This is a genomic window from Chromobacterium sp. IIBBL 290-4 (genome assembly GCF_024207115.1).
GTDB lineage: Bacteria > Pseudomonadota > Gammaproteobacteria > Burkholderiales > Chromobacteriaceae > Chromobacterium.
Map to the genome: position 1 here is coordinate 818,075 of NZ_CP100128.1, position 24,574 is coordinate 842,648.

The window sequence follows — 24,574 nt, forward strand, 5'->3', positions numbered from 1 at the left end:
CGAAAGCAAGCAAGATGAGCAACCTGATCCTCTACGGCAACCATCTCTCCGGCCACAGCTATAAAGTGCGCCTGGCGCTGGTACTGGCTGACATTTCGCACGATTACATCCATATCGACCTGTCCCTGCCGCGCGGCGAGCGCCCGGAAGATTTCCGCGCCGCCAGCCGCTTCGGCGAAGCGCCAGTGCTGGTGGCCGACGGCGTGCCGCTGTGCCAGTCCAACGCCATCCTGCAATGGCTGGCCGACAGCTACGGCGCCTTGGGCGGCGCTCTGGGCGAGCGCCAACGGGTGCGCGAATGGCTGAATTGGGAAACCAACCGTCTGGGCATGTCGCTACCCAATCTGCGTTTCTCCCGGCTGGCGGCCCACTACGAGCCGGCGGTGGAAGCCTGGCTGGAGGCGCGGCTGCGCGAAGACTTGGCCGTGCTGGAGCAAGAACTGGCCGAGCGCCGCTATCTGGCCGGCGATCAGGTCAGCATCGCCGATGTGTCGCTGTCAGGCTATCTATGGTGGCAGGGCGACGCCGGCCTCAACATCGCCGACTGGCCGAACATCCAGGCCTGGCTCGCCCGCATCGCCGCCCAGCCGGGCTGGCAGCATCCGGACGAGCTGATGGCGGCGGACATACCCGAATAATTCTTTCGTCATGAATAGCCGGCAAGTGATATGGTTGCAGGCGGCCGCGCCAGCCAAACCCGCGCCCGGCCAGCCTTGCAATGGCTGCGGCGTGTGCTGCGCCGCAGCGCCCTGTCCTTTGTCGCGCCTGCTGCTGGGCCACAAGACCGGCCCCTGTCCGGCCTTGAAATGGGAAACCCCGCATTACCGCTGCGGTCTGATCATGCATCCCCGCAGCCATCTGCGGCGCCTACCCGCTTGGCTGGAACTCGGCTTCCGGCGGCTGGCGCGGCGTTATCTGGCGATAGGCGCGGGCTGCGACAGCCTGGCCACTACTGAGGAAGACACATGAGCCGTCCCGACTGCATCCAACACTGGCGCGAACTGGAGAATCCGGAAGCCGGCCGCTACCCCGGCAGCCAAGAGGAAATGGGCTATGCCGCCCGTTTCGGCCAGCATTTCGGCTTTGCCCGGCTGGGCATCAACCATCTGCGGCTGGAGCCGGGACGCCGCAGCAGCCTGCCGCATTGCGAAAGCGCCGAGGACGAATTCATCCTGGTGCTGGAGGGCGCGCCCGACGTTTGGCTAGACGGCGAGCTGCACCGGCTGGCGGAGGGCGACTCGGTCGGTTTCAAGGCCGGCGACGGCCTGTGCCATACCTTCATCAACAATACCAAGCAGACCGTGAGATTGTTGGTCGTCGGCGACAGCCACCGAGCGGACAACCGCTACCACTATCCGCGCAACCCGGAACGCAACGCCGCCGCCGGCGCGGGACATTGGTTCGACTCTCCGGCCCGCCCGGACGGCGGCCATGACGGCCTGCCGGACAAGCTGCGCGCCAGCGACGGACCCTTTTGAAAGCCGTTTGACACGATGCTGACTTTAGCCGACCCGAGCTTGCTCGACATCGCCATCGCCGGCGGCGACGAGCCTTTTATCGATCTCGCCGCCTATGCCGAATGGGAAACGGACCTGAGCCGCAGCCAGATCTCCAGCCGCAGCCCGCACTTTTTGAAAGCCCGCCGCGCAGTGGCCGAACGACTGCGTCTGGCGGCCGGCCTGCTGCCCGATGGCCTGCGCTTCTATGTCAAGGAAGCCTACCGGCCGCTGGCTCGGCAACGCCGCTCTTACGAAGAGCACCTGGCCAAGCTGCGCGCGCTGCGGCCGGAACTGGATGAAGCTCAGCTGCTGAGCGAGGTTAGCCTTTACGTCGCGCCGCCGGCGGTGGCCCCGCATCCCACCGGAGCGGCGCTGGACCTGACGCTGATCGATGCCGCCGGCCGCGAGCTGGACATGGGCTGCCCATTCAACGCCGACAGCGAGGAATCGGGCGGCGCCTGTTATACCGACGCTCCCGGCCTGCCGGAAGCCGCCCGCGCCAACCGGGCCATGCTGATCCAGGCAATGCGAGCCGCTGGTTTCGTCAACTATCCCTCCGAGTGGTGGCACTGGTCCTATGGCGACCGCTACTGGGCAGCCGTCACCGGCGCGCCCGAGGCCTTGTACCCTGCCGTGGAAGAACATCTGCTGGAACCCGCATGAGCGAATTTTTGCGACAGCTGGCCGCCGTCATCGGCCCCCATCATCTGCTGACCGCCGACAGCGACACGGCGCCCTACACCTTGGACTGGCGCCGCCGCTACCAGGGCGCGCCGCTCGCCGTGGCCTTGCCCGGCGCGGTGGAAGAAGTGTCCGCCCTGGTCAAACTGTGCCGCGCCCATCAGGTCGCCATCGTGCCGCAAGGCGGCAACACTTCCACCTGCGGCGCAGCCACGCCTGACGCCAGCCGCCGCCAGCTGATCGTGGCCATGCGCCGGCTGAAGAGCGTCCGCAGGGTGGATACCGACAACAACGCGCTGACGGTGGAAGCCGGCGTCACGCTGCTGGAGGCGCAACAGGCCGCCGAAGCGGCCGAGCGGCTGTTCCCGCTGGCGCTGGCCTCGCAAGGGACCTGCCAGATCGGCGGCAATCTCTCCACCAACGCCGGCGGCGTGGCGGTGCTGCGTTACGGCACCATGCGCGAGCTGACGCTGGGGCTGGAGGTGGTGCTGCCGGACGGACGGGTGCTGGATCAATTGCAAGGCCTGCGCAAGGACACCACCGGCCTGGATCTGAAACAGCTGTTCATCGGCGCGGAAGGCCAGCTCGGTCTGATCACCGCCGCCACGCTCAAGCTGTTTCCGCTGCCGCTCGCTCACGCCACCGCCATGGTCGGCGTAGCCGACATCGAGACAGCGATCGCTTGGCTTAACCGGCTGCGCGCCCGCTTCGGCGATCGGCTTACCGCCTTCGAGGTGATAGACGCCAACTGCCAGCAAGTGCTGCAGCGCCACCATCCCAGCCTGATGCCGTTCACCGCGCCCTGGCTGATCTTGATCGAGCTGTCCGACGGCGGCGATGCCGCCCAGTTGAACGACGCGCTGGTGGAGTGGCTGGCCACGCAGGAGATGGCGGACGGCGTGGTCGCGCAGAACGAAAGCGATAGACGCAAGCTGTGGACGCTGCGCGAGGAAATATCGGAAAGCCAGCGCAAGGACGGCCCCAGCATCAAACACGACATCGCGGTGCCCACCTCCGCTCTGCCGCAATTGGTGCGCGACTGCGCGGCCGATCTGCAGCGCGCCTTCCCCGGCGTCCGCATCGTCGCCTTCGGCCATGCCGGCGACGGCAATCTGCACTACAACGTCAGTTTCACCCGGCCCGGCAATATCGATCTGTTTGACGACGAAGCGGCGGTCAACGCCATCGTCTACGACCATGTCTACCGGCTGGGCGGCACTCTGGCGGCCGAACACGGCGTCGGCCAATTGAAAAAGGATTGGCTGGTCCGCTACAAAGACCCGCTGGCGCTGGAGCTGATGCGCAACATCAAGAGGACGCTGGACCCGGATGGTTTGATGAACCCTGGGAAGTGGCTGTAACGCCCCGTTTCTGGTACTCATCAGCCAATGCCCCCCCTCTCCCTCTCCCCCGCCCCCTCTCCCGCAAGGGGAGAGGGGAGGCACGGAGAGACTTGGCTGCAAGCCACAGAGTTCAAACATTCCCGGATAGGCAGGACCGAATCCACTCATCAAACCCTTCTCCCTCAAGGAGAGAGGATGAGGCACGGGGAGACTTGGCTGCAAGCCGCAGAGTTCAAACATTCCCGGATAGGCAAGACCAAATCCACTCCTCAAGCCCATTCCCGCAAGGAGAGAGGGTGAGGCACGAGGAGACTTGGCTGCAAGCCGCAGAGTTCCAACATTTCCGGATAGGCAAGACCGAATCCACCCTTCAAGCCCACCTCTCGCAAGGGGAGAGGGGAGGCACGGAGGGACTTGGCTGCAAGCCACAGAGTTCAAACATTCCTGGGTAGACAAGACCGAATCCACTCCTCAAGCTCATTCCCGACCAGGGGAAGGGAGTGGCGCGGACAAAGATGAGGCCATTCACTCCGACGATAGGGAACGGCACCGCCAAACAATCCTGACTGCCGTCTGTAGAACTCAAACCTTCCCGTCAGCCAAAACAAGATCGCCTAGGCAAGCCCCTCTCCCCTCGCGGGAGAGAGGTTGGGGAGAGGGGGCGGCTCAAGCCATCCTCTCGCCATCGCCGCCTCCCACGCCTCGCCATGCCGCTGGCGGATCAACCGCATCGAGGGATACCACGACGTCGCCTCTCCGTCCCGTCCCCAGCGCCAATCAACATGCTCAGACGCCAACAACAGACGACACGGCAAGCCTAAGGCCCCTGCTAAATGCGCCATCGCCGTATCCACCGTCACTATCCCGTCCAGCTCAGACAACAAGGCAGCGCTATCGGCGAAATCGCCCAATTTGGAGCCCAGATCCAATACGCCGTGTCGCGCCAGCCATGCAATCTCCTCCGGCGTCGGCTCCGGCTGCAGAGACAGCCAAAGCGTGGACGCATCCGCTAGCAAAGGCTCCAGCAAGGCCGGGCTTGGCAGCGAGCGGCAATGATCGAAGGGATGCTCGAAACGGCCGCGCCAGACCAGGCCTATCGTCCTCCGTCCAAGTGCCAACGCCAGCCTTTCGCGCCAACCTTCGCGCAATAAAGGATCGGCCCTCAGATCAGGCGGAAAGGCCCATGGCTCGGGCGCCAGCAGCAGGGGCAGGCTCATCGAGAACACATGGCTATCGTGAGCGGGGAATGCCGCTGGATAGGCATCCCCCATAGCCTGCCACGACACTTGCGGCCATTGGCTGGAGAACAAACGCAGCAACGGTTTCCGGCACAACGCGGCTACCCTCCCCTCGGCCCTCTCCAACAGGGCGGGAAGATAGCGGCTGAACTGGATGGCGTCGCCATAGCCTTGCTCGAATATCAGCAACAGCTGCCGCCCATTCAACGCTTCTCCCTGCCAGCGGGGCGAATCCGGTTTAGGGTAGATGGCAGCCGCCAAGCGCGCCTCATGCAAGGCCCAGCCTTCCCGCCACTGGCCGCGCGATAGCTGCAAATAGCCGAGATTCTGCCGCAGCCGCAGGTGATCCGGCGCCGCCTGCAGGCCTTGCCCCCAGGCCTGCTCCGCCTCATCGCTCCTGCCTTGCTGCTCCAAGGCCACGCCCAGCGCGCACAGCCAATCCGCATCGCCAGGCTTCGCCGCAGCGGCTTGGCGCAGCACCGCCTCCGCCTCTGGGGCCCGGCCGGTCGCGGTCAGCAAAGCCGCCAGATTGGCCGCCACCGCCGCGGGCGACTGTTGGAAAGCTTGCCGCAGCAAGCGCTCCGCCTCTTCCCAACGGCGCAGTCCGGTCAACAACAAGCCTAGATTGTTCAAAGCGGCGAGGTGGCCGGAATCGAGAGCCAGCGCCCGGCGCAAACAAAGTTCCGCCTGCTCCGCTTGTCCCAATTCCGCCGACAGCTGCCCCAATAATTGCAGGGCCTCGGCATCGTCCGGCTGCCGCGCCAAGGACTGGCGGAAGCTCTCCGCCGCTTCGTCCAAACGGCCCAGTCGCCGCTGCAGTCGGCCTAAGTTGAAATGAGGATTCGCCGCCTCAGGCTGGGCATCCATCTGCCTGCGGTAGCAGCCCTCCGCCTCCTCCAGGCGGCCATCGTTCTGCAAAAGATTGCCCAGATTGCCCAGGCTGGCGGCATGGGACGCATCGCGCGCCAATTCCGCCCGATAGCAAGCTTCGGCCAGAGCCGGCTCGTTTTGCTCTTCCCGCAAACAGCCCAGATTGAACTGCGCGTCCGGCGTGGCCGCATCCAGCGCCAAGGCTTGACCCCAGCATTGCTCGGCCAGTCCGCTCTGCCCCAGCCTGGCGGCGCAGACGCCCAGCAGATTCCACACCGGCGCATTGTCGGGCTCCGCCAGCAACACCCGCTGCGCCCATTGCAGGGCCTCGCCGATTTTGCCTTCGCCCAGCAAACGGCCTGCCGTCAAAGCATCGGTGGATAAGGCATGCATAGCGGCTCCGGCGGAATTCGTTGTTCAGAATCTTCCAAGCAAAACGGGCGCCTGACAAGACGCTGCCGCTATCAGGAGAAAAACGGGAGCTAGGGGAGAAGAAGCATGGACGGAAATGAGGACTTCCGGATCAGAAAGCGGCGGAGCGCTCCCGCCCGCGCGAAGCGGCCGTTCAATCACAAGCAGCGGGGAAAGCGCGCGGGCCGCCCATCATCTGCCGGCGAGGTGCGCTCTTTTCATCAATTGCAAACCCACCCAGCCGACCAGCAGCGACCACAGCACAATCGCCAGGCAGAATCCTCGCGGCGACAATGTGCGCAGCGCGACGAGCAATAAGAGCGAGCCGATGGCAATAGCTAGAACTTGAAAACCGAAGTAATGTTGGTAGCGCTTTAAATAAGCAATCATGGCGTTGCCTTTAGGTTGTCGGGCGGGGGACTGCCATCCCCCGCTATTGCCAACATAACCTCAAGACATCGTCATTGCAAGAGAATGACCGTCAAAGCCTGAACTTGTTGAACTCCGAATCCATCTTGCCCGCATTGCCGGCCAGTCCTTGCAAGGTGCTGCTGACGTTCTGCAGCACGTCGTCGTTCTCCAGCACGTGGCCGTTGATCGCTTCCGAGCTTTGCGCGATCAGCGTGGTGGCTTTGTGCTGCTCCTGGGTGGAGTTGGAGATTTCGCTCATCTTGGCCACCACTTCCAGCATCGATTCGCGGATGGCGGCGATATTGTCCACCGCCTCGCGGGTCAGGCCCACGCCTTCGTCCACCGCCTCCACCGTGCTGTGGACATCGCCCACCGCGCGGCTGGTTTCCTCGCGGATGGCGCCGACCATATTGGAGATTTCCAGCGTGGCTTGCGCGGTGCGCTCGGCCAGCTTGCGCACCTCATCCGCCACCACCGCGAAGCCGCGGCCCTGCTCGCCCGCGCGCGCCGCTTCGATGGCGGCGTTGAGCGCCAGCAGATTGGTTTGGTCGGCGATGTCGCGGATCACATTGGTGATGCCGGAAATCTCCTGCGAGCGCTTGTCCAAGGCCGCCAACATTTCCTCCAGCCCCCTTACCGACTGCACCGTGCTTTCCATGCCGCTGGACAAGCGTTGCATATTGTCGGCGCTGGCGGCCAGATTCTGGCCGGTGGCGCTGGCCAGATCGTCGGCCTGGCGGGCGCTGTCGGCGATATGGGAGATGGAGACGGTGATCTGCTCCAGCGTCGCCGCGTTGGAGGAGGACACGTCGGAGATATGGCGCGAGCTTTGCGCCACATTGGCCACCAGCTGGCTGGCGTCCTGCACGCCGCCCACCACGCCCTGAGCGTCCACTTTCAAGCCGCGGAACAGGTTGCCCAATTGCGCGATGAAGGTGTTGAAGGCGCGCGCGGTGGCGGCGATTTCATCCTGGCCGTCGTCTTTCAAGCGCAGCGTCAGATCGCCCTGGCCGCGGGCGATGTCTTCCATCGCCGCCTTCAAGCGCACCAGACCGGCCAGCATCTTGCCGATGATCAGGCTGGAGAACGGGATCATCAGCGCGAACACCAGCAGCGTCAGCCCTCCTATGGTGTACAGCAGCTTGTGCAAGGGCGCGAGGATTTCGTCCCTGTCGGCCACCAGCGCCAGAATCCAGTTGGTGCCGGGTATGGTTTGCGCCGAGATCAGCATCGATTTGCCGCCGATTTGCGCCTCAGAGGCCTGATCGTTCTGGACCAATTGGGCGAAACGGTCGGCAGTCAGCTCCGGCACCAGCGTCGTCAGCGGTTTCAGCGTCAGGTCCGCCTGCGGATGCGCGATCACCGTGCCCTTTTTGTCGACAAGGAAGGCGTAGCCATTGCCGCGCACCTTCACCGCCAGCACCGATTTGACCAGGGTATCCACCATCACGTCGCCGCCGACCACGCCGGCGAAAGCGCCGTTATGGCTGAACGGCGCGGCGATGGTGACGGTCAGCTTCTTGGTCGCCTCGTCCACATAGGGCTCGGTGACGATGGGCTGGCCGGCGTCCTTGGCCATTTTGTACCAGTCGCGATCGGCCACTTTGTAGTCGGCCGGCGCGACCCAGTCGTCGGAAAACAGCGAATGGCCGTCGGAGAAACCGGCGTAATTGACATTGAAACCACCGGCCTTGGTGCCCACTTTGAGGAAACGCAGCGCGTCGGCTTCGTTCGCCGCGCTGGCCTGGGCGGCGATCTGCTGTTTCTTTTCACCTAGCCAAGTGCTCACCACCGCGCTTTGCCCTTTCAGGCTGGCGGAAAATTCATTATCCAAGCCCTCCAGGATTTCTGAGCGCATCTGCATGAAGACGATGCTGACCAGCACCAGGCCGAACAAGGCCATCAGCAGCGCGTTAAGCGCGATCAGGCGGCTGCGGAGTGATTTCATGTTTTCCCTTTCCTACTCTGTAAGGCCCACGCAGATTCTGCTTCCCCGGGCTGCATTTATAATATTTTGTTAGATGCCGGCAGAATAATCTAAATCAAATTGCCTAAACTCAGCTTGATCAAACTCATGCCGCTTCAAATTATGATAGGTGGTAGCCAGACAGGCGTCGATGTGAAAAACACTGCCGATTGGACAAAAAAACACCCCTGCGGCAACGCGGCAGGGGTCAACACGAGGAAGAAACATCGGACCGGCCTTTGCCAGCCTGATATTTCGAGGGGCTAACACCTCAAAACCTCACGGTTCTCAGTGCAGCCGGCATTCTAACGTAATTGCTCTATGAAAATCCAGCGCTTTTAGAGCAATTCATCCAAATTTCATGACTCCGGCCAGACATGCTGGCGGAACTGCTCGCGCAGCTTCATCTTCAGCAGCTTGCCGGTGGCGGTGTGCGGCAGCTCGTCGACGAAGGCCACATCGTTGGGCGTCCACCATTTGGCGATCTTGCCGTCGAAGTAAGCCAGCAGTTCCTCCCGGCTGGCTTTGGCGCCGGGCTTGAGCGTCACCACCATCAGCGGCCGCTCGTCCCACTTGGGATGCGCCACCGCGATGGCCGCCGCCTCCGCCACCGCCGGATGGCCGACCAGGATGTTTTCCAGATCGATGGAGCTGATCCATTCGCCGCCGGACTTGATCACGTCCTTGGTGCGGTCGGTGATGCGCATATAACCGTCGGCGTCTATGGTCACCACGTCGCCGGTGTGGAACCAGCCGTCGGCGCTGTGATTGGCGTCCAGCTCGCGCTTGAAGTATTGCGACAGCACCCAGGGGCCGCGCACTTGCAGATTGCCGAACGACACGCCGTCATGCGGCAAAGGCAGGCCGGCGTCGTCGACAATGCGGATGTCCACGCCGTAAATCGGCCGGCCCTGCTTGATCAGCAGATTGATCTCCTCCTCGCGGCCCTGCCCCTCGTGCTTCAGTTTGGGCGTGCAAGTGGTGCCGCAGGGCGACAGCTCGGTCATGCCCCATAGCTGGCGCATCTCTATGCCTTGCGCGGCCAGTTGCTCGATCATGCTTTCCGGCACCGCCGAACCGCCGGCGATGACGCGCTTGAGCGGCGCGAGCGACAGTTTTTCGCGCTGGCAATATTGCAACAACTGCAGCCAGACCGTCGGCACGCCTATGGTGGTGGTCACGCCCTCCTCCGCCACCAGTTGCTGCAAGCTGGCCCCATCCAGCTTGGGCCCCGGCAACACCAGCTTGCTGCCGTTCATCGCGCAACTGTAAGGCAGGCCCCAGGCGTTGGCGTGGAACATCGGCACCACCGGCATCACCACGGCGCGCGCCGAAATATCGAAGCTGTCCGGCAGCGAGCTGCCATAGGCATGCAGCACAGTGGAGCGGTGCGAATACAGCACGCCCTTGGGATTGCCGGTGGTGCCCGAGGTGTAGCACAGGCTGGAGGCGGCGTTTTCATCCAGCTTGGGCCAGGCGTAGACATCGCTGTGGCTGTTGACCAAATCCTCGTAGCTGAGCAGGTTCGGGATGCCGCTATCGGCCGGCAGATGGGCGTGATCGGCCAGCAGCACGAACTGCTCCACGCTCTTGAGCTGATCGGCGATCTGCTTCACCAAGGGCAGGAAGCTGGCGTCGAACATCAGCACCTTGTCTTCGGCGTGGTTGATGATCCAGGCGATCTGTTCCGGGAACAGCCGGGGATTGACGGTGTGGCAGACCGCGCCGCTGCCGGAGACGGCAAAATAGATCTCGAAGTGGCGGTAGCCGTTCCAGGCCAGCGTGCCGACGCGGTCGCCGGCCGCCACGCCCAAGGCAGGCAGCGCGTTGGCCAACTGGCGCGCGCGGCGGGCGGCGTCTCGATAGGTATAGCGATGAATGGGACCTTCCACGGCGCGCGACACGATCTCGGTGTCGCCATGAAAGCGCTCGGCATGCACAAGCAGGTCGGAAATCAGCAACGGCAGTTCCATCATCTGGCCACGCAACATCTCGCATCTCCCCATTATTGGTATGGAAATAGCACGTTACGACGCCATGGAGCATTCGCTCCAATCATATTTTCTGATGGCCGGCCCTTGTTCGATTTATATATCCGTCATTCCCTTTGACTTAGCTTTTCACCGGCTTTTTGGCCAGCATCCGCTGCAAAGTGCGTCTATGCATGTTCAGCGCCCGCGCGGTGGCGGAAATATTGCCGTCATGCTCGGCCAGCACCCTTTGCAGATGCTCCCAGGTGACGCGGCGCAAGGACATGGGCTGCGGCGCCACCGGCAATTCCGGATTGGCCGACTGCTGCGCGAAAGCGGCCAGGATTTCATCCACATTGGCCGGCTTGGCCAGATACTGCACCGCGCCCAGCTTGGTGGCCTCCACCGCGGTGGCGATGCTGGCGTAGCCGGTCAGCACCACGATGGCGCTGGCCGGGCTGATTTCGCGCAAGGCCGGCAGCAGCCGCAGGCCGCTGTCGCCGTCCAGATTCAGGTCCAGCAAAATACGCGCCGGTTCTTCGGCGGCCATCGTCAGCGCTTCCGCGGCATCGCGCGCGCGCGCCACCTCCTGGCCGCGCCGGCCAAGCGAGCGCGCCAGCACCATGGCGAACGCGTCGTCGTCGTCGATCAGCAAGAAATCGCTCATCTGCTTTCCTCGATTCGCAAAGGCAGCCGAATGCGGGCATGCACGCCGCCCTCGGCCCGATTGTCCAGGCTCAGTTCGCCGCCCAGCCGCGCCAGCGTGGCGTGGCTCAGCAGCATGCCCAGCCCCATGCCCGCCGGTTTGGCCGACTCCAAGGGCGTCAGACCGGCGCGCATCAATTGCGCCTCGCTCAAGCAGCCTTGCCGGTTGACGATGTCCAGCACCAGTTGCTGCCGCCGCAACTGCGCCTCTACCTGCACCTCGCCGCCGCCGGCCTCCGCCGCGTTGTTGACCAGATTGAACAGCGCCGGCCAGAAGGCGGCATCCAGGCTCACCAGCGGATCATCGCCTTCGGGAGCCCGCCATTGCAGCTTCACATCCGGCCGCAAGCTGCGCCAGCCTTCCAGCTTTTCGTTCAAAGCCGCGAACAAAGGCAGCGGGCCAGGCGCCGGCTCGGAGCCGTGCTTGAGCCGGGCCAGCGTGCCGCGGCAACTGGCCAGCTGCGCCTGCATCAGCAATAAATCCTGTTTGAGCGGCTCGTCATCCTGTCTTTCGCTCAGCAACTCATCCACCAGCAGCGTCAAGGTATTCAGCGGGGTGGACAAGGAATGGGCCGCGCCCGCCGCCTGCATGCCCACCGCCAGCAATTGCTCGTCGCGCAGCTGGGTTTCGCGCGCCTGCGCCAAGGCATCTCCCTGATGCCGGAGCTGGCGCGCCAGCCAGGAAACGAAACCGGCGATCAGCAAGGCCGACAGCGCGAAAGTCAGCCACATGCCCGACAAATGCAAGGTGAAGGCATAGGCGGCGTTGCCGCCGTTCAGCGGCCAGTCCAGATGCCACTGAAACAGCAAGCCGTAGCACAAGATGCTGAGCCCGGCCAGCAGCCAGGCGAACCAGCCCGGCGACAGCAACGCGGCGAACAATACCGGCGGCAGATAGAGCGAGGCCAAGGGATTGGCCGCGCCGCCGCTGAAGGCCAGCAGCTCGGTCAGCACCAGCAAATCGGCCAGCAGTCCCAAGCGCAAAGCCGCTTCCGGCGTGCCGACCCAGGCCGGCCATGCCGCCAGCAGCCAATTGGCCAAGGCCAGCGTGGCCAAAGCCTGCCCCACCAGCAGCCAAGGCAGCTCCACGCCTTGCCAAGCGCAGCCGGCCAGGATGGCCAGCCCCAAGCCCAGCATCAGCCAGCGCAGCCGCCGCACCCGCAGGCCTGTCCGCAGCGCCTCGCTTTCCGGCTCCGGCGTCCATATCGCATTCCATTTCATGCCGCCACTTTACCACCAAGCCCCTGCCGCCGACGCTGCGACAATATGCCGCATTCCGTCCTATATAAGGTTTGCACTAGCATCGCCGCAAAATTCAAAACAGATTCACTACCGTGATGCTCATCAATAAAATTCTGCTTCCCGTGCCTTTGGCGCTGGCGGTCGGCCACGCTTTTGCCGCCGAAACGCCTGTTTACCAACTCGAACCGGTCGTCGTCACCGGCGTGCAAACCGATCAGCCCCTGACTATCAGCACCGATCCGCGCGCGCCGCGCCAACCGGTGCCGGCCGGCGATGGCGCCGACCTGCTGAAAACCATCCCCGGCTTCAGCGTGGTGCGCAAGGGCGGCAGCTCCGGCGATCCGCTGTTGCGCGGCTTGGGCGGCTCCCGCCTCAACATCCTGGCCAATGGCGGCTTCGTCTACGGCGGCTGCCCCGGCCGGATGGACCCGCCCACCGCCTATCTTTTCCCCGACGCTTACGACAAGGTGGTGGTGATCAAAGGCCCGCAATCAGTGAAGTACGGCGGGGCGCTGATCAGCGGCGCGGTCAGTTTTGAACGCAAGACCAAGCCTTTCGACGAACCCGGCCTGCGTTTCGACGGCAGCCTGCTGGCCGGCAGCGCCAAGCGCCAGGACGCCTATGCCGATCTGACCGTCGGCAGCAAACTCGGCTATCTGCGGCTAATCGACTCGCACAACCAGGCCGACGACTACCGCGACGGCGATGGCCAGAAAGTCCACTCCGCCTATCGACGCGACAGCCAGAGCGTGATCGCCGGCTTCACGCCCGGCCGCGACACCACGCTGGAGCTGTCCGGCGACGTCAGCAACGGCCGCGCAGCTTATGCCGACCGCAGCATGGATGGCAGCCAGTTCGACCGCCGAGCCTGGGGCTTCAAGGCGGAACAGCGCAATCTGGCAGCCTGGCTGGACGCCGTCCGGCTGGCGGCCAACCACAGCTACGCCGACCACGTGATGGACAACTACACGCTCCGCCCGCTGCAAGCAGGCAGGCAGCCGATGGCCAGCAATCCCGACCGAAGCACCGACGCCGCCAAACTGGAAGCGGATCTGGCGCTGGCCGACATCGAGCTGACCACCGGCGTGGATTGGCAGCGCGACCGCCACACCGCTCGCGGCGGCGCGAATTACGCCAGCAAACTACGCGTGCCGGACCAGCATATCGAACGCGCCGGCCTGTATCTGGAAGGCAGCAAGCCGCTGCTGGACGGCAAAGTCATCGCCGGCTGGCGGCACGACCGCGTCCGCGCCTTCTACGACGCCACGCTCAGCCAGGGTGAACAGCTGCAGGATTACCGCCTGTACAGCGGCTTCGCCCGTTACGAATACAAGCTCGGCAATTGGACGCCCTATCTGGGCATAGGCCATGCCGAGCGCGCGCCGGACTACTGGGAACGCTCCAAGGTCAGCGGCAACCGCAATGTGTTGCAGCCTGAGCGCAATAATCAGCTGGACGTCGGCGCGCTGTACCGCGGCGACAAGGTCAAGGGCTCCATCTCCGGCTATCTGAGCCGCATCGACGACTTCATTCTGATCGATAGCAAAGCCAGCCAGCAGACGCGCAATATCCAGGCCTATCGCTACGGCTTCGAGGCCGACGCCTCCTGGCAATTCGCGCCCGCCTGGCAACTGTCCGGCACCGCCGCCTACAGCTGGGCCGCCAATGCCGACGACGACAAACCGCTGGGCCAGACGCCGCCGCTCACCGCCAGCCTGACTCTGGGCTGGGACAAGCAGACCTGGGCCGCCGCCGCCGTCTGGCGCGTGGCTGCCGCGCAGACCCGCTACGCCATCGGCCAGGGCAATATCGCCGGCCAGGACCTCGGCCCCACGCCGGGTTACGCCACGCTGTCCTTGAACGGCGGCTGGCGCGTCAGCAAAGCCATCAAGCTCACCGCGGGCATCGACAACCTGTTCAACCGGACCTACGCCGAGCACGTCAGCCGCGGCGGAGCCGACATCTCCGGCTATGAGCAAACCCTGCGCGTCAACGAGCCAGGCCGCACTGCGTGGCTGAAGCTGCAAGCACATTGGTAAGCCAGCCGTAGGGCGGAAGCCCAGCTTCGCTGGGCGTTCCGCCTCACCCTGCGCGCCGTCGCAACGCTGCAAGAAAAATGACCGATCGCGCCGCGCGCGGTACAGCCGAGGCCACCGTGATCGGAGCCAAAAGGCGGATCGCCCCGCTTGCGGGGCATCCGCCCTACACAAGATCAATTTCATAACAACAAATGGAGAACCGTGATGAAACCCTATTGGATGCTCGCGCCCGCGCTATGCCTCAGCCTGGCCGGCTGTTTGGGTGGCGGCGTGAAAAGCAGCGAAGACCCGACCCCGAATCAGAATGCGCAAACCCAACAGCCCGCCGCGCCGAGCCAGCCCGCCGCGCCGAGCCAGCCGGCCAGCAGCCCTGCGGCGCAGCAACCCGCCTACCCAGGCGGCGCCACCACCGTGCATTTCGCGCTGAAATCCGGCAACCAGCCGGTCGCCTGCGGCAGCAAGCTCACCAGCATCGGAACCAGCCTTGCCAACGCGCAGCTGACCGAAGGCATGATCTATGTGCACGATGTAGCGCTGATCAATGATCAGGGCCAAGAGGTGCCGCTTCAGCTTGATCAGAAAAACCAGTGGCAATTTCTGAACCTGGCCCTGCTGGACTTTGCCGGCGGCAGCTGCAAACAGCCCAATGTAGACGACAACCAGCCGCTGGATGGCAGCAATAGCGACGTAGTCGGCAGCGCACCGGCCGGCCGTTATACCGGCCTCAGCTTCAAGGTAGGCGTGCCGATCTCGGCCAAGAACGCGCAGGGCAAGGAAATCGGCCTCAATCATCAACCGGCGCACAGCCCGCCGCACCCGATACTCGGCGTCTATTGGCTGATGTGGGAATGGCAATCCGGCCACCGCTTCATGCGGGTGGACCTTGCGCCGGATGGCGGCGTCAAACGCCAGGATGGCAAGAGCGATCCGAAATGGGCCTTCCATCTGGGCTCCACTGATTGCAAGCCGGACCGCGACATCGTCGGCGGCTACCGCTGCGGCAAGCCCAACCGCTTCAAAGTGTTGTTCGACCGCTTCAACCCGCAGTCCGACCGCGTGGTGCTGGATATCCAGTCCTTGTTCAGCGGCAATGACATCACCCGCGACGACAGCGCCGATTTCGGCTGCAAGTCCAATGTCACCGACGCCGAATGCCAGCCCATCTTCGACCGGCTCGGCCTGCGCCTGAACGAAAGCCAGCCCGGCGCCAATGATGGCGGCCAGCCCTTGAACGATGGCCGCAACGCCCGCGTGTTCCGCCTGGAGAAAATCGCGTCATGAACCTCGCGCGCGCGCTGGCCGTCGCGGCCATGGGGCTGATCGGCCTGACCGCCTGTCAGCCGGACTCCCCAGCCCAGCCAGCCGCGCGCGGCGACTGGCGATGGAGGCTACCGCCCGGCGTGAGGCCGCCGCCGGTGCCGGCTGACAATCCTATGACCCAAGCCAAGTTCGAACTGGGCCGGCGGCTGTTCTACGACAAGCGCCTGTCCGGCAACGGCAGCATCAGTTGCGCCAGCTGCCATCCGCAAGCCAAGGCCTTCAGCGACAGCGTGCCCTTGTCCTTGGGCAGCGCCGGGGAGCGCACCTTGCGCAACGCCCAGCCTTTGGCCAATGCCGCCTGGCATCAAAGCTATACCTGGGCCAACAACACGCTGACGACGCTGGAGCGGCAGATGGACGGGCCGCTGTTTCGCACCGATCCGGTGGAAATGGGCATCAACGATCTGACCCAGCCCAAGGTGCTGGCGCGGCTCCAGGCCGATCCCGTCTATGTTCGCGGCTTTGCCCAAGCTTTTCCGGCGGAAAGCGGGCCCTTGAACATGGCCAACATCGTCAAGGCCATCGCCACTTTCGAGCGCGGCATCGTGTCGTTCGACTCGCGCTATGACCGCTATCAAGCCGGCAAGGCCCAGCTGTCCGCGGCGGAGCTGCGCGGCCTCAAGCTGTTCCGCTCCGAGCAAGGACAGTGTTTCCGCTGCCACGGCAGCGCCAACTTCGACGATCAGATGGCGGGGGAAAGCGGCGGCCTGCCCTTCCACAATATCGGCCTCTACAATCTGGACGGCAAAGGCGGCTATCCCTTCCCCAACCGCGGCATGTTGGAGCTAAGCGGCGCGCAGGCCGACATGGGCCGCTTCCGCAGCCCCAGCCTGCGCAATGTGGCCCTGACCGGACCGTATATGCACGACGGCAGCGTGGAGACGCTGGAGGAGGCGATACGGGTTCATGCCGAGCATGGCCGCGGCGCCGGCAAATCCAATCCCTGGAAAGACGCAAGCTTGGACCGGATACGCCTCAGCCGGCAGGAGCAAGCGGATCTGGCGGCGTTTTTGAAAACGCTGAGCGACGACACGCTGACGCATGACCCGGCGCTGTCCGACCCATTCGCCGCCAAACCATGACAACGGCACTCGTCGGCAAGCGGCCAGTCTGATACGCTGGGGGACTTTCGTCGCCCGACCACCGCATGAAAACACCCTATTTCAAAATTCTGGCCTGCGGGCTGATCCTGTTCATCCTGCTCGGCCCCTTGGTCGGGCTGCTGGCCAGCGGCGTGGTGCCGATGATGGCCTACCTGCTGGGCGCGGTGCCGGCCTTGATCGTCGGGCTTTTGCTCAGCCTGCTGCGCATCAGCCTGGCCGGCAATATCCAGCGCTGGCAAGCGCAATGGCCGGCGTGGCTGTTGCTGGTCGTGGCTTTCGCGCCCGGCGCGATCAGCGGCAGCACCATCACCCTGCTTTACGCCCGCGTGGCGGAGCCGCTGCTGTACAACGACTGGATGACGATCTACCTGGGCGCGATGGCCGGCGGGGTGTGCAACGCGCTGTTCTGGCGCATGCGTTTTGGCGGCACGCCCGCCTGAAACCCCATTTAGATTCTGAGAAAGCTCATGCCGCATTGCATCATCGAATGTTCCGAAGACCTGGCTCAGCAAGCCGCCGCGCCGCGCCTGCTGCAAACCGTGCATCAAGCCGCTTTTGACAGCGGGCTGTTCCAGGCCGGCGACATCAAATGCCGCCTGGTTCCGCTGCGGCACTATCTGGTGGGCGGCCAAGCCGCCTCTTTCATCCACATCGCCTGCCATATCATGGCCGGCCGCAACGCCGAGCAGAGGAGCCAGCTGGCCAAGCGCCTGGTGGCTGCGACGCAGGCGCTTCACCCGGAAATCGCCGCCGTCAGTTGCGAAATCCACGAAATGCTGGCTGAGAACTACAGCAAGCGCTAAGGCCTGCAGATAAAAAAATGCCCGCCAGGTCTGGGCGGGCATGCAACCTTTGTCTGCCCGATGCCGTTACGACCGGACAGCTGAAGCATAATCCGCTTTTCCTTGCGGCGGGATGCGGCCGATTGTCGCAGCCGCCTTCATCCCCCTGTCAACAAAACCTCATCCGCCTGTCACTTGCGCGTTGCAGCATGCCCTCATCGACCTCTCCCTGATGACGCCATGCACGCCGACTCCGCTCCCGAGCCCGAAGCCAGCCGCAAACTGCGCAGCATCTGGATTTCCGATGTGCACCTGGGCACGGCCGGTTGCCGCGCCGATCATCTGCTGGACTTCCTGCGCGAGCATGAGTCCGACTATCTCTACCTGGTCGGCGACATCGTCGACGGCTGGCAACTGCGAAAATCCTGGTACTGGAAGCAAAGCCACAACGATGTGGTGCAAAAGCTGCTGCGCAAGGCGCGCAAGGGCTGCCAGGTGATCTACATCCCCGGCAACCACGACGAGGCGGCACGGCAATATTGCGGGCTGGATTTCGGCGGCATCGCCATCCGCCAGGAGGCCGAGCATCTCACCGCCGACGGCAAGCGTCTCTTGGTGCTGCACGGCGACGAGTTCGACGGCGTGATCCAGTACGCCAAGTGGCTGGCCTATGTCGGCGACAATCTGTACACGCTGATTCTGCAACTGAACCGCGGCTTCAACTGGCTGCGCCACCGCATGGGCCTGCCTTATTGGTCGCTGTCGCAGTATCTGAAACACAAGGTCAAGAACGCGGTGAACTTCATCACCCAGTTCGAAACCATTCTGGCCGGCGAAGCGCGGCGGCGCGGTTTCGACGGCGTGATCTGCGGCCACATCCACAAGCCGGAAGTGCGGATGATAGACGGCATCCTCTACGGCAACAGCGGCGACTGGGTGGAAAGCCTGTCCGCGCTGGTGGAGCACCCCGATGGCCGGCTGCAGGTGCTGCACTGGACGGCGCTGGCCGCCGCGCAGGCCGCCGATCCGGCTTCGATCCCCTCTTCCACGAGCTCCGAGGAGTCCACATGCGCATCATGATCGTCACCGACGCCTGGAAACCGCAAGTCAACGGCGTGGTTCGCTCGCTGACGGAAACCATGCGCGAGCTGGATGGTTTCGGCCATCAGGTCAATATGATCACGCCGTTGGAATTCCGGACCCTGCCCTGCCCCACCTATCCGGACATCCGGCTGTCGCTGTTTCCCTACCGCCAGGTGGCGCAGCGTATCGCCGGCTTCGCGCCGGACGCGGTGCACATCGCCACAGAAGGGCCGCTGGGCTTGGCCGCGCGGCGCTATTGCCTGCGCCATGGCTTGAGCTTCACCACCGCTTATCACACCCGCTTCCCGGAATACATCCATGCCCGCTGCCGGCTGCCGCTCAAGGTCAGCTATGCCTGGATGCGGCGTTTTCACAACGCTTCGCGCGCGGTGATGGTGCCCACCCGCTCCATCGCCCGCGATCTGGAAAACCGCGGCTTCAACAATATCCAGCTGTGGAGCCGCGGCGTCGATACCGCCATGTTCACGCCCGGCGAAAGGCAAAGGCTGGACGAGTCGGATCCGCCCCGCTTCGTCTATATCGGCCGGGTGGCGGTGGAAAAGAACATCGAGGCGTTTTTGCAGCTGGACTTGCCCGGCAGCAAATGGGTCGTCGGCGATGGCCCGCTGCTGCCCAAGCTGAAACAGCAATATCCCGAAGTGTATTTCGCCGGCGTGTTTCCGCAGAATGAGCTGGCCCGTTTCTATCGCGCCGCCGATGTATTCGTCTTTCCCAGCCTGACCGACACCTTCGGCCTGGTGCTGCTGGAAGCGATGGCCTGCGGCACGCCGGTGGCCGCCTTCCCGGTGGCGGGTCCGCTGGACGTGGTCGGCGGCACCGGCGCCGGCGCGCTGGACTGGGATTTGAAAGCCGCTTGCCTCAAGGCCTTGGATATCGACCGCGATCATGTGCGCAAAGTCGCGGAAACCTATTCCTGGCAAACCGCCAGCCGCCAATTTGAATCCCATTTGCGGCCCAACCCGCCCATGGCTGCGGCGATAGCGGGTCAATTAGATTAACTCTTTCTTGCTTTATCAGCGGCAGGCTCTATATTGCAAATGTTGAAGCAACAGGGAGGATGCGGAATGCGTCAAGCCTCTCTAGCCGGCAGCCCGATGTTTGAAATGGCATTGTGACCGCGCCAAGACCACGCGCAGCGGTCGGTTCCGTAGGGAGCCCTCAATGCCCGAGACAGCATCCAGGACGGATGCAAGGCACAGCCAAGCGACAGCCGGCCAGCCAGACATGACTAGTTGTTTTCATGACCTGCGAAGTTGAAGTGCGCGAACAGGGAATAGACTGTCCCCACATTCGGCCCTTAAAGGGCGAAAGACTAAGCGCCGGAATTTAAAGATAGCGGTACCGGCCAATGTTTCCCGAGCTTCGACGCGGCCAGTCGAATCGACTGTGCCAGTATTGAGTTGGTAATGAGCAGTCAGATTCGGATCCACGCATAGATAGCGCGCCTATCCGGATAGTCAGCATGATTCAGGCAGTTATCCAGAGGGCATCCCACCACCGGGGTGCCCTCTTTCATTATGGCTAATCAGAACGATATCGCGTATCGTTAATAACAGTCAGTGCTAAAAAAATCAGAAAACAATCTTCCTGCCATCCAACACTGTCGGTTACCATGCGATAATAAACGCTTTCGCCAGACGGAATCATCCACTTGGCGATCACTCACGATGCGCCCCGCCCACTCGGCCCGGCGTTATCCCAAGCACAACGCCGACGCGGCTGAATGCCGCGCCGCCGCATAATGCCCGGCGCCGCGCGATCAAGCAGGGGGCTGGCAAACGGGCTAAAGTTATCGCATTGCAACATTTTTCCGATCTTTAATTGAGTGAGCCGCACGAGATATGTCTTCTCCCAATCTGACCGCTGAAAAAGTCCTGTCCGTCCATCACTGGAACGACACGCTGTTCAGCTTCACCTGCACCCGCGACGCCGGTCTGCGCTTCATCAACGGCCAATTCGTGATGATAGGCCTGGAAGTGAACGGCAAGCCGCTGATGCGCGCCTACTCCATTGTCAGCTCCAATTACGAAGAGCACCTGGAGTTCTACAGCATCAAGGTGCAGGATGGCCCGCTGACCTCCAAGCTGCAACACTTGCAAGTCGGCGATACCGTACTGATCAGCAAGAAGCCGACCGGCACCCTGGTGCAGGACAACCTGCTGCCGGGCAAGAATCTGTATCTGCTGTCCACCGGCACCGGCCTCGCCCCCTTCATGTCCATCATCAAGGACCCGGAGGTGTACGAGCGCTACGACAAGGTCATTCTGACCCACGGCGTGCGTTGGGTCAGCGAGCTGGGCTACCACGACTACATCACCAAGGAACTGCCGGAAAACGAATTCTTCGGCGACGTGGTGAAGGAAAAGCTGATCTACTACCCGACCGTTACCCGCGAGCCGTTCCGCAATCAAGGCCGTCTGACCGACCTGATCACCAACGGCAAGCTGTGCGCCGACATCGGCCTGCCGCAGCTGAATCCGGAACACGACCGCGTGCTGATCTGCGGCAGCCCGAGCATGCTGCATGACCTGTGCGAAATCCTGAACGGCATGGGCTTCAAGGAATCGCCGCGCATGGGCGAGCCGGCCGACTACGCGATCGAACGCGCCTTCGTCGAAAAATAAGCGCCTCGCTTCCGCTCCTGCGGAATGAGAAAAGCCCCGCGGCCGATGCCTGCGGGGCTTTTTTATCGCGCCTGTCGCCGGGCCGGTTTACCCGGGCCATCAGCGATGGATAAACAAAAGGGAGGCCGAAGCCTCCCTCATTTTTTGTGCGAGCCAGATTGCGATCTGGTTTGATTACTTGGCGGCCGAAGCGGCAGCCTTGTGAGCCTTCTTGGCGTGGTGCTTGTGAGCCTTCTTGGCTACCGGAGCGGAAGCGTCGGCCTTGGCAGCTTGGGCCTTGGAGGCAACAGCCTTCTTGGCGGCGTGCTTGTGAGCCTTCTTGGCTACCGGAGCGGAAGCGTCAGCCTTGGCAGCTTGGGCCTTGGAAGCTTCAGCCTTCTTGGCGGCGTGCTTCTTGGCGTGGTGCTTGTGAGCCTTCTTGGCTACCGGGGCGGAAGCGTCGGCCTTGGCGGCTTGAGCCTTGGAAGCTTCAGCCTTCTTGGCCGCGTGCTTCTTGGCGTGGTGCTTGTGGGCCTTCTTGGCTACCGGGGCGGATGCGTCGGCCTTGGCGGCTTGAGCCTTGGAGGCAACAGCCTTCTTGGCGGCGTGCTTATGAGCCTTCTTGGCTACCGGAGCGGAAGCGTCGGCCTTGGCGGCTTGAGCCTTGGAAGCCTCAGCCTTCTTGGCGGCGTGCTTCTTGGCGTGGTGCTTGTGAGCCTTCTTGGCTACCGGGGCGGAAGCGTCGGCCTTGGCGGCTTGAGCCTTGGAGGCTTCGGCTTTCTTGGCGGCGTGCTTCTTGGCAACGTGCTTGTGAGCCTTCTTGGCTACCGGAGCGGAAGCGTCAGCCTTGGCGGCTTGAGCCTTGGAAGCTGCGGCCTTCTTGGCGGCATGCTTCTTCACGCCGACTTTCTTGGCCGGAGCGGAAGCGTCGGCCTTTGCGGCTTGAGTCTTTTGCGCGGCGGAGGCGGTTACTTTTTCAGCCTTTTTGGCATGATGGATCTTGGCCGGGGCTTTTTTCTCGGCTTTTTTGGCGGCCGGGGCAACCTTGGCGGCCGGAGCGGAAGCCGGGGTGGCGGCTTCAGCGGCGAAGCCGGCGGCGGAACTCAGACCAAATACAACGGACAGGGCAAGAAGGCTCAGCTTTTTCATGATTCGTCTCCAGATTCGGTTGCGGAGGGAATCTCTCCGCCAGGCACCGTGTTTGGTGTTTCCTTGAGACGTATCCTAGTCCTGCCCCTTCTTGCCGTCTGTTAGCGCCTTGTAAGGCCGTGTAACGCGACGTACAACTCAGTCGCGCCGCTTTGCCCTGACGATCTGGTATACGCCGCCGAACACGGTGCGCTTGCTCCACTCAAACTGAGCCGCCTCCGTGGCGTAAGCGGATATCTCCTTGCGCCACAAGGCTTCCGCGAACGGCTCCAGCGCGCGGTTCACCCATTTGAGCAGCCAGCCTATCGGCTGCCACGGACGCGGGCCGTGGTAGTCGACAAACATCGCGCGCCCTCCCGGCGCCACCTGGGCCAGCATATTGTCGACGATGGCGTGCTTCATCTCCTCCGGCACCTCGTGCAGCAAAAAGAAGCTGCACACCAAATCCTGCTTCTCTTCGGCCTGATAAGTCGCCGCGTTGGCGCGCACCACGCGCGCCTGCGGCAACGACGCCAGCTTGCCTTCGGCCAGCTCGACCTGGATGGGGGTCACGTCGGTCAAGGTGAACTGGCCTTTCGCGCCCGTCCGCTGCGCGGCGCGCTGCACCAGGTCGCCGTAGACATGGGCTAGCTGCCAGACCTTCTCGCCCTCGCGGATTTCATCCAGATACGCTCGCATCAGCCGCTGGTCGTTGCCGAACAAGAGCGTGCGCACCACCAGCTTGTGGTCCAGCAACCGGGCCTTGCGCGGATTGACATAAGCCCAGTCGTACACTTCGGTCATATACTGGGGCACGTCGCGGTAATAAGGGTCCGGCTGGATCGTAGTCGTTTTCAATGTGGTCATGGTCGCTACCGGAAGTCATGTGTGTGGAAACAGCTTAGCAAGAGCCGCCTTCTCCCGGCTTGAGCCAGGCCAAACGATGATGGACCGACGGCCGAATAGGCGATAAACCATGCTCGGCAATGCTTACGCCGGGGCGCGGGCGCCCCGGGATGGAGGCGCGGCCGGGACTAACCGCCCATATGCTCGACTTCGGCGTCGGCGTAAGCGATGGCGATTTCCCGAAAAGACTGCTGCACCGCGATAAAAGCATCGACGACATCGGGATCGAAATGCCTGCCGCTGCCCGCCAAGATGATGTCCCGGGCTTGTTCGTGGGTCATCGGCGGCTTGTACACCCGCTTGTTGATCAAGGCGTCGTAAACATCGGCCAAGGCCATCAGCCGTCCCGCCACGGGAATCTCATCGCCCTTCAAGCCGAACGGGTAGCCGCTGCCATCCCATTTCTCGTGATGCGAGCAAGCGATTTCCTTGGTGAAATGCAGAAACTCCACCTCCAGGCCCAGCTGGCATTCCGCCGCCACAATGGCGTCCCGGCCTAATACCGCGTGCTGCTTCATGATGGCGAACTCGTCGTCCGTCAGCTTGCCAGCCTTGAGCAAGATATGGTCGGGAATGCCCACTTTGCCGATATCGTGAAGCGGCGCCGACTTGCAGATCATATCGATGTTGCGATCACTCAGACACTGGTCGAAGCGCGGATGCGCGCGCAGATGCTCCGCCAGCGCCTGGACGTAAAACTGGGTGCGCTTCAAGTGTTTGCCGGTTTCGTTGTCGCGCGTCTCCGCCAGCGAGGCCAGCGCCCAGATCGCCACGTTCTGCACCATTTCGGTTTCGCGGGTGCGCCGCTGCACTTCCCGCTCCAGATAATCGTTCTGGTTTTTCAGGAAATCGCGGGCGGCTTTGACATCCAGCTGGTTGCGCACCCGCGCCAGCACGATGGGCGGGCTGATGGGCTTATGGATATAGTCCATGGCGCCCAGATCCAAACCCGTGGTCTCATCCTCCACCTCATGCTTGGCGGTCAGGAACAGCACCGGGATGTCGAAATCGGGCCGAGTCGCGCGCAAGCGCCGCATCACCTCGTAGCCGTCCATGTCCGGCATCATCACATCCAGCAAGATCAGGTCAGGCGGACTGCTTTCCACTATCTGCAAGGCCCGCGGACCATTGGGCGCGACCTTGACGCGATACGACTCCCGCAACAAGCCGCTCATCAGGGACAGGTTGTCCGGCGTGTCGTCCACCACCAGGATGGTGGGACGGTTGTCGGCTGCATGCTCCATGCTTGCTCC

22 protein-coding genes are annotated in these 24,574 nt (G+C 63.2%); 13 read left to right on the forward strand and 9 right to left on the reverse strand.

What is annotated here, in order from left to right:
- The first annotated feature begins 14 nt into the window (after nucleotides 1-14).
- The 5 genes from NKT35_RS03685 to NKT35_RS03705 are packed head-to-tail and all read left to right on the forward strand — an operon-like array spanning nucleotide 15 to nucleotide 3,541.
- Nucleotides 15-638 carry a glutathione S-transferase family protein gene (locus NKT35_RS03685; RefSeq protein WP_254298967.1) on the forward strand — a complete coding sequence of 208 codons (624 nt, stop codon included), beginning with the start codon at nucleotides 15-17 and terminating at the stop codon, nucleotides 636-638.
- A gap of 25 nt (nucleotides 639-663) precedes the next feature.
- Nucleotides 664-969, forward strand: a complete 306-nt coding sequence (locus NKT35_RS03690; protein ID WP_254298968.1) for a hypothetical protein — start codon at nucleotides 664-666, stop codon at nucleotides 967-969.
- The gene (locus NKT35_RS03695; protein WP_254298970.1) at nucleotides 966-1,478 is read left to right on the forward strand and encodes a cupin domain-containing protein; all 513 of its coding nucleotides are present in this window, start codon (nucleotides 966-968) and stop codon (nucleotides 1,476-1,478) included. Before NKT35_RS03690 ends, NKT35_RS03695 begins: the two co-directional genes overlap by 4 nt.
- Before the next feature lie 15 nt (nucleotides 1,479-1,493).
- Nucleotides 1,494-2,162, forward strand: coding sequence for a M15 family metallopeptidase (locus NKT35_RS03700; protein WP_254298972.1), 669 nt, complete (start codon nucleotides 1,494-1,496; stop codon nucleotides 2,160-2,162).
- Nucleotides 2,159-3,541: an FAD-binding oxidoreductase gene (locus NKT35_RS03705; protein WP_254298979.1), complete on the forward strand. Its 1,383-nt coding sequence runs from the start codon at nucleotides 2,159-2,161 to the stop codon at nucleotides 3,539-3,541. The genes NKT35_RS03700 and NKT35_RS03705 overlap by 4 nt, the downstream gene beginning before the upstream one ends.
- A 596-nt stretch (nucleotides 3,542-4,137) precedes the next feature.
- On the opposite strand, the gene NKT35_RS03710 is transcribed toward NKT35_RS03705, so the two are convergent.
- The 6 genes from NKT35_RS03710 to NKT35_RS03735 all read right to left on the reverse strand — a co-directional run bounded on the left by NKT35_RS03710 (nucleotide 4,138) and on the right by NKT35_RS03735 (nucleotide 12,315).
- On the reverse strand, nucleotides 4,138-6,024 hold the full coding sequence (locus NKT35_RS03710) for a tetratricopeptide repeat protein (RefSeq protein WP_254298980.1): 1,887 nt from the start codon (nucleotides 6,022-6,024) through the stop codon (nucleotides 4,138-4,140).
- 210 nt (nucleotides 6,025-6,234) lie between these two features.
- On the reverse strand, nucleotides 6,235-6,432 hold the full coding sequence (locus NKT35_RS03715) for a hypothetical protein (RefSeq protein WP_254298981.1): 198 nt from the start codon (nucleotides 6,430-6,432) through the stop codon (nucleotides 6,235-6,237).
- 91 nt (nucleotides 6,433-6,523) lie between these two features.
- Complete coding sequence (locus NKT35_RS03720; protein ID WP_254298982.1) at nucleotides 6,524-8,401, reverse strand: methyl-accepting chemotaxis protein; 1,878 nt, start codon at nucleotides 8,399-8,401, stop codon at nucleotides 6,524-6,526.
- Nucleotides 8,402-8,778: 377 nt separating this feature from the next.
- Nucleotides 8,779-10,410, reverse strand: a complete 1,632-nt coding sequence (locus NKT35_RS03725) for a 3-(methylthio)propionyl-CoA ligase (protein ID WP_254298983.1) — start codon at nucleotides 10,408-10,410, stop codon at nucleotides 8,779-8,781.
- 121 nt (nucleotides 10,411-10,531) lie between these two features.
- Nucleotides 10,532-11,056, reverse strand: a complete 525-nt coding sequence (locus tag NKT35_RS03730; protein WP_254298985.1) for a response regulator transcription factor — start codon at nucleotides 11,054-11,056, stop codon at nucleotides 10,532-10,534.
- On the reverse strand, nucleotides 11,053-12,315 hold the full coding sequence (locus NKT35_RS03735; RefSeq protein ID WP_254298986.1) for an ATP-binding protein: 1,263 nt from the start codon (nucleotides 12,313-12,315) through the stop codon (nucleotides 11,053-11,055). The genes NKT35_RS03730 and NKT35_RS03735 overlap by 4 nt, the downstream gene beginning before the upstream one ends.
- Before the next feature lie 116 nt (nucleotides 12,316-12,431).
- On the opposite strand from NKT35_RS03735, the gene NKT35_RS03740 reads away from it, so the two are divergent.
- From NKT35_RS03740 to NKT35_RS03775, 8 genes are all read left to right on the forward strand, one after another.
- Nucleotides 12,432-14,375 carry a TonB-dependent copper receptor gene (locus tag NKT35_RS03740; RefSeq protein WP_254298988.1) on the forward strand — a complete coding sequence of 648 codons (1,944 nt, stop codon included), beginning with the start codon at nucleotides 12,432-12,434 and terminating at the stop codon, nucleotides 14,373-14,375.
- 204 nt (nucleotides 14,376-14,579) lie between these two features.
- Nucleotides 14,580-15,656 carry an MbnP family copper-binding protein gene (locus NKT35_RS03745; RefSeq protein ID WP_254298989.1) on the forward strand — a complete coding sequence of 359 codons (1,077 nt, stop codon included), beginning with the start codon at nucleotides 14,580-14,582 and terminating at the stop codon, nucleotides 15,654-15,656.
- Nucleotides 15,653-16,777 (forward strand): methanobactin export MATE transporter MbnM, encoded by a 1,125-nt coding sequence (locus NKT35_RS03750; RefSeq protein ID WP_254298990.1) that lies wholly within the window; start codon nucleotides 15,653-15,655, stop codon nucleotides 16,775-16,777. Before NKT35_RS03745 ends, NKT35_RS03750 begins: the two co-directional genes overlap by 4 nt.
- A 65-nt stretch (nucleotides 16,778-16,842) precedes the next feature.
- Nucleotides 16,843-17,238, forward strand: a complete 396-nt coding sequence (locus NKT35_RS03755) for a hypothetical protein (protein WP_254298991.1) — start codon at nucleotides 16,843-16,845, stop codon at nucleotides 17,236-17,238.
- A gap of 27 nt (nucleotides 17,239-17,265) precedes the next feature.
- On the forward strand, nucleotides 17,266-17,601 hold the full coding sequence (locus NKT35_RS03760) for a 5-carboxymethyl-2-hydroxymuconate Delta-isomerase (RefSeq protein ID WP_254298993.1): 336 nt from the start codon (nucleotides 17,266-17,268) through the stop codon (nucleotides 17,599-17,601).
- Nucleotides 17,602-17,820: 219 nt separating this feature from the next.
- The gene (locus tag NKT35_RS03765) at nucleotides 17,821-18,660 is read left to right on the forward strand and encodes a UDP-2,3-diacylglucosamine diphosphatase (protein WP_254298995.1); all 840 of its coding nucleotides are present in this window, start codon (nucleotides 17,821-17,823) and stop codon (nucleotides 18,658-18,660) included.
- On the forward strand, nucleotides 18,648-19,682 hold the full coding sequence (locus NKT35_RS03770) for a glycosyltransferase family 4 protein (protein WP_254299003.1): 1,035 nt from the start codon (nucleotides 18,648-18,650) through the stop codon (nucleotides 19,680-19,682). Before NKT35_RS03765 ends, NKT35_RS03770 begins: the two co-directional genes overlap by 13 nt.
- 843 nt (nucleotides 19,683-20,525) lie before the next feature.
- Entirely contained in the window at nucleotides 20,526-21,308 is a 783-nt protein-coding gene (locus NKT35_RS03775; RefSeq protein ID WP_254299005.1) for a ferredoxin--NADP reductase, read from the forward strand.
- Between the two features lie 174 nt (nucleotides 21,309-21,482).
- Here the strand turns inward: NKT35_RS03775 and NKT35_RS03780 are convergent, their stop codons facing one another.
- The 3 genes from NKT35_RS03780 to NKT35_RS03790 form a co-directional block, all read right to left on the reverse strand.
- Complete coding sequence (locus tag NKT35_RS03780; RefSeq protein WP_254299007.1) at nucleotides 21,483-22,436, reverse strand: hypothetical protein; 954 nt, start codon at nucleotides 22,434-22,436, stop codon at nucleotides 21,483-21,485.
- Nucleotides 22,437-22,574: 138 nt separating this feature from the next.
- Nucleotides 22,575-23,282 carry a rhodoquinone biosynthesis methyltransferase RquA gene (gene rquA, locus NKT35_RS03785; RefSeq protein ID WP_254299009.1) on the reverse strand — a complete coding sequence of 236 codons (708 nt, stop codon included), beginning with the start codon at nucleotides 23,280-23,282 and terminating at the stop codon, nucleotides 22,575-22,577.
- A 167-nt stretch (nucleotides 23,283-23,449) separates the two neighbouring features.
- Nucleotides 23,450-24,565: a response regulator gene (locus tag NKT35_RS03790; protein WP_254299012.1), complete on the reverse strand. Its 1,116-nt coding sequence runs from the start codon at nucleotides 24,563-24,565 to the stop codon at nucleotides 23,450-23,452.
- Nucleotides 24,566-24,574: the final 9 nt, after the last annotated feature.